This is a genomic window from Daejeonella sp. (assembly GCF_044342615.1).
GTDB lineage: Bacteria > Bacteroidota > Bacteroidia > Sphingobacteriales > Sphingobacteriaceae > Daejeonella.
In genome coordinates this window covers 1-5,295 of the sequence record NZ_JBIIPN010000158.1, presented here as the reverse complement: position 1 = coordinate 5,295, position 5,295 = coordinate 1, and the positions used below count along the sequence as shown (strand labels likewise).

At 36.8% G+C, this 5,295-nt stretch carries 6 protein-coding genes; 2 read left to right on the top strand and 4 right to left on the bottom strand.

Translation table 11 applies throughout. The features are described from left to right. The coding region (locus ACIQ0D_RS11290; protein WP_395805664.1) for a prolyl oligopeptidase family serine peptidase at positions 1-697 on the top strand (697 nt) is incomplete at its 5' end. Positions 698-930: 233 nt separating this feature from the next. Here the strand turns inward: ACIQ0D_RS11290 and ACIQ0D_RS11285 are convergent. Next, positions 931-2,640, bottom strand: a complete 1,710-nt coding sequence (locus ACIQ0D_RS11285) for a S41 family peptidase (protein ID WP_395805662.1) — start codon at positions 2,638-2,640, stop codon at positions 931-933. Between the two features lie 78 nt (positions 2,641-2,718). Next, entirely contained in the window at positions 2,719-2,934 is a 216-nt protein-coding gene (locus ACIQ0D_RS11280) for a hypothetical protein (RefSeq protein ID WP_291402949.1), read from the bottom strand. Positions 2,935-3,058: 124 nt separating this feature from the next. Between ACIQ0D_RS11280 and ACIQ0D_RS11275 the strand changes: the two genes are divergently transcribed. Next, positions 3,059-3,670: a porin family protein gene (locus ACIQ0D_RS11275; protein ID WP_395805660.1), complete on the top strand. Its 612-nt coding sequence runs from the start codon at positions 3,059-3,061 to the stop codon at positions 3,668-3,670. Between the two features lie 60 nt (positions 3,671-3,730). On the opposite strand, the gene ACIQ0D_RS11270 is transcribed toward ACIQ0D_RS11275, so the two are convergent. Together ACIQ0D_RS11270 and ACIQ0D_RS11265 are read right to left on the bottom strand one after the other, a co-directional pair. Further along, positions 3,731-4,528, bottom strand: coding sequence for a DUF4397 domain-containing protein (locus ACIQ0D_RS11270; protein ID WP_395805658.1), 798 nt, complete (start codon positions 4,526-4,528; stop codon positions 3,731-3,733). Between the two features lie 21 nt (positions 4,529-4,549). After that, a partial coding sequence (locus ACIQ0D_RS11265) for a SusD/RagB family nutrient-binding outer membrane lipoprotein (RefSeq protein WP_395805656.1) occupies positions 4,550-5,295 on the bottom strand: 746 nt, incomplete at its 5' end.

Sequence of the window (5,295 nt, the reverse complement as noted above, 5' to 3'; positions counted from 1 at the left end):
ATATGGTTATGGTGGTTTTAGCGTGAGCTTAACTCCAGCATTTAGTACTTCAAATATTATTTTATTGGAGCAAGGGGGAATTTATGCCGTTCCAAACCTTCGTGGCGGTGGTGAATACGGTGAAAAATGGCACCTTGCTGGGACTAAAATGCAAAAGCAAAATGTTTTTGATGATTTTATCGCTGCCTCGGAATACTTAATTAACAATAAATACACGTCTAAAGAATATTTAGCAATTTCTGGCGGATCAAACGGTGGTTTATTGGTTGCTGCAACTATGGCTCAGCGACCAGAATTATTTAAAGTTGCCTTCCCAGCTGTTGGAGTACTAGACATGCTTCGATATAATAAATTTACTGCTGGCGCAGGATGGGCATACGATTATGGAACTGCAGAAGAGTCTAAAGAGATGTTTGAATATTTGCTTAAATATTCACCATATCATGCGCTAAAACCAGGTATTTCCTATCCAGCAACGCTTATTACCACAGCAGATCATGATGACCGTGTTGTACCAGCGCATTCCTTTAAATTCGCAGCTCAATTGCAAGAATTTCACAATGGCGCTAGTCCCGCTTTAATTAGAATCGAAACGAATGCCGGCCACGGCGCTGGAAAACCTACTGGAAAAATCATCGAAGAACAAGCCGATAAATGGGCATTTATGCTTTATAATATGGGATTAAGCTTCAAATAGAAATTTTAAAAAAAGGGAATGTTTTTATCTTTTTTAGATGAAAATGTTCCCCTTTTTTTGAATAAGGAATAAGGAAAATGCATAGAATAAAGAATAAGGAGCAAGGACCCATTAACCAGAAAGTTTATTATTTACCTCCAAATCATCTCCACCCAGCCTGACAACTGATAACTGACAACTACCAACTGATCCAAATGTCGCCAGCCTGACAACTGACAACTGATAACTGATAACTATTCTCCCGGTTTCCCAATCCTCCCATATCCACCTTCGCCCCTCAAAATAGAGCTTAGCTTCGTTTTATTGGAAAATAACTTGATTGCTTCATTCAGATCCTGATCATTTGGCAAACTGTGTTCGGTCCGCCCTTTTTGATAATAGTAGCGCGAAACAATTTCACTTTCAAGCACTTCTTTGATTTCATCCTTAAACAGATAAAGATCATTCTTCTTAGAAACTGAAATTTTAGTATTTAAAGCATCTATTTCAGGCTTGTATAGATCTAACTTGTTTTCTTTCTTGGCTTCAGCAAGTAAATCAATTAAAAGCTTTTCGGTCCCCGATTTATAATTATAAGTTCTTGTGGAAAGGAATTTGACAAAATCTTCGTATTCCGCATCGCTCAGCTTAAAGGTCTTTGCAGCAGGCATTTTAGGTTTTGTTTGGTGATACTGAGTTGCATAATCAAAAACATGAAAACCAGATTCTAATGTTCTTGTTAACAAACTATATTTCAATGGTTTAACAAAAATATCCGGAAAAATACCACTACCATCATACACTGAACGACCGCTTTTGGTTTTATATTCTGTGATGAGTGAATCAGCAAGTTTAGTTACCTGACCTTCAGTATCTCTTTGATTATAATCTAAAGATTGAATACATCTACCCGATGGAGTATAATATTTAGCCACTGTAACCTTCACAAGACTGTTATAAGGCAAATTAAAGGTTTGCTGCACCAATCCCTTACCGAAGCTACGCTGACCTATCACAACAGCTCTATCGAGATCTTGCAGAGATCCAGCAACTATTTCTGAAGCTGAAGCTGATTGTCCGTTAACTAGCACCATTAAAGGCAGCTCTGGTTCCATTGCTGGAGAAGAAGTTTTATAGATAATTGGATTTTCGCGATTTCTGCTCTTTTGAATCACAACTGTAGTACCTTTTTCAACAAACAAATTGACAATTTTTACGGATTCCTGTAAAATACCACCACCATTATCTCGAAGGTCCAGAACTAATCCATTGAGTTGATTTTTCTTGAGATCCACAAGCGCATCCTCAACCTCTTTTGCAGCATCTTCTAAAAATTGATCGAGTTTAATATAGCCAACAGAATTGGGAAGCATTCCGTAATAACTCACGTTTCCACGCTTAATTTCTTCTCTAAGTAATTGTAATTCAATAGGTTTATCGACACCAGGCCTCTGAATAAGCAGATCTACATTTGTACTTTTCTGCCCCTTAAGCATAGCACTCACATCTTGATTGTTCTTTCCCTTGAGCGAAACATCAAATATTTTTAGCAACTCATCCCCTGCTCTTAAACCGCCTTTTTGTGCCGGAAAACCCTCAAATGGCTCTGCAACAATTACTTTTCCATCTCTATAAGAAATAGTTGCGCCAATACCACCATATTGATTGCTAACATATTTTAGTTTATAATCTTCAATCTCCGATTCAGGAATATATTGGGTATAGGGATCGAGATCATCTAGCATCGCATCGATACCTGTTTTCATCACTTTTGATGAATTTACCTCATCCACGTAATTCATGCTCAACTGTTTATAAACTGCAGCAAAAATGTCCAGATTCTTGGACACCTGAAACAAGTCTTCAACGTAGGAAAAAGAGAAAAAAGATATTATAGCAAGGATTAGGAAAAAACCCTTGGCGGCTTTTTGAAGACCAGATTTTGCGGCGGACTGATTGTTCATACGTTTAAATTAGAAATTTAAATTACAAAAAACCGTCCTATTATTTAAGAAAATAAGACAAAGACTATAAAGCCTAAATTATAAACGGTTTGTTTCGAGAAATTGAAGGCCCTTTTCTAGGGTAAATACCACGTATTCACGCTTACGCTTTAATCTTTGCATTAAACGAGTAATTAATTCCTCCTCCTGACCCTGCTGATAAGAAAGATCTTCTTCGCTAAGATGATTGTATTTACGTTTAAGTTTTAACTTTAAACGATCCCATTCTGTATTACTGATGCTGATCTCTGCCATGGCTCAAATTTGCACAAAATTAATTTTTATCGCGACAAATTTCAAGCTATTTCGAATAATTGAGCAATTAAAGGTTTTTGGAATAGCTATTGCATCAATTTTAGAAAATTAATTTATAGAACACATGAAAAAGACGATACTATTGACATGCCTTTTGGCGCTTAGCGGACTAAGTACCATGGCTCAATCATCCAAATTTACTTTTGGAATTAAGGGCGGAGTTAATTATTCTAATTTGAAAACAAAAGATGATTTAACTAATGAAAACAGTATTCTAGGATACCAAGCTGGAGTATTTGCACGCGTGGGAGGTGCAGGTTTATATTTTCAACCAGAGCTTTACCTCGGAACTAGAGGAAATGAATATACCGGCATTCAAACCAATGGTAGCATTACCGATGTTAAAGGGGAAATAAAGTTTACCACACTCGATGTACCTCTTTTAGTTGGAACCTCTATCGGTACAAGTAAATTAAACCTTCGTTTTATGGGTGGCCCAATAATCTCATTTGTTCTTGATGAGGATAATAGTCTTGGAGCAGCCTATAATCAAGTCAGTGATTTCGGAAATTATAAAAATCAAACTTTAGGTTTGCAGGCAGGGGCAGGTTTCGACTTAGGTAATTTAACCTTTGATGCACGTTACGAAGCTGGATTGAGTAATATCAGTCAAAGTGAAAAGTATAATCAGCAACAGCGATTATTTCATTTGAGCTTAGGATTAAAAATATTGTAAAAAAAAGAGGCTGTATCAAAATACCGATACAGCCTCTTTATTTATCACAATTAACTTTTCTTAATAAAACGTAGTATAGAAAGTTGCAGAGAAAGGAAATAAAGTATTTCCCAATATTCCTCTAGTATAAACTGTATAAGCTCTCCCTTTGGGAAAATTTAAAGTTGTACCTGCCGCAATTTGAGTAACTCCCGTAGCAGAATTATTGAAAAATAATTTTACTGAAGCAGTGCTCCCACCTACACCAGCTGTACCAGGTATCTCAACAAACTCTGAAGCAGTACCAAAAGCTACATTAGAAACTAATTTAGTTCCTGTAGCAGAATCTTTTACTAAGTCATAGCTTGGCCCACCGTTATAAAAGTTAACCAAACGAACAAAAACTTTTGAAGTATCTAAAGCAGGTTGTTTATCTTCCAACACCAATATTGATGGAATAGTTTTATCCAAACCATAAGTGCCACCAGTAATAACGGTATAGTATTTACCAGGAGCTGTAGTAATTTGCTTGTCTAATACTTGCAAGCCTGGGTCTACAGTAGCTTTAGGCAAAATTTTAGCTGTTAACTGATGGTTACCTGGAGAAGTTACCGCATAGCCTAAATCTGGAAACAGCCCATTGTAAGCAAAACCTGCCGTTTCTAAGCCAGTTGATGATAAAGCAGATGTAAACTTAGGCCCATCTATATAGTAATTAATTACAGGACTAGACGGTGTCAAATTTAAAATCTTGACATAAGAATACTTCGGATTACCAGGAGCTACCTTTTCATATTCGGTAGTTTCTACTAGCATTCCTTTTTCGCAAGCTGTAAATAGCGTTGCACAAGCCGCGATTATATATAATAATTTTTTCATGTTTATTTAATTTTATAAAGATTAAGGCTCAGTAAACCACATTTTATAGGTATGATAATCAACTTTATCAGCACCAATTTTCTTAAGTGCCTCTACATTCCAAAGGTATTCTGAATTATATCTTGGACGCGTACGTTGTGCTGGTTTACCACCATTATCTGCAAAGAAAGATGTTGGAAAGAAAAATGCATTTACGTAGGGATTATTGCCTTTTGCATCTCCAACATTGTAATTGTATTTACGTAAATCGTTCCAAGTTTCTACAAAACCATAACCATAAAGCGCTAAATATTTTTGCAACATAATGTCTGCTAACGTTAATGTAGCAGCAGTTTTTTTCACTGCGTCACTTGCCAAATAGGCAGCTTTTGCGGCTGGTGTAATTACCGGACCTACCGAGCTCACAAAATCTATACTTGCACCAATACCAGCTTGGTAAGCAGTTAATGCTAAACCAGGATTTCCTGCTCTAAAAGCAGCTTCTGCCTTAATGAATTGCATCTCAGCGAAGGTCATTATTGGAAACCCTGCATCGTCTTTAAAAATGTATTTACCTTGTCCAGCACCTGGATTTGCACTCGCTAAAGAGCCCCAAGGATTAGGAATTTGATTTTTTAAAGCAACAGTACCAGGATCCGAAGACCCTGGATTGGTTCCTCTGAACGTCCCATCAACAGATGCGGTTATCATATTATTTCTACGTGGGTCGATTACACTTCCCGGTGTACCTGTTAGATAAGTTCCATCTAATAAACCAACAATTAACC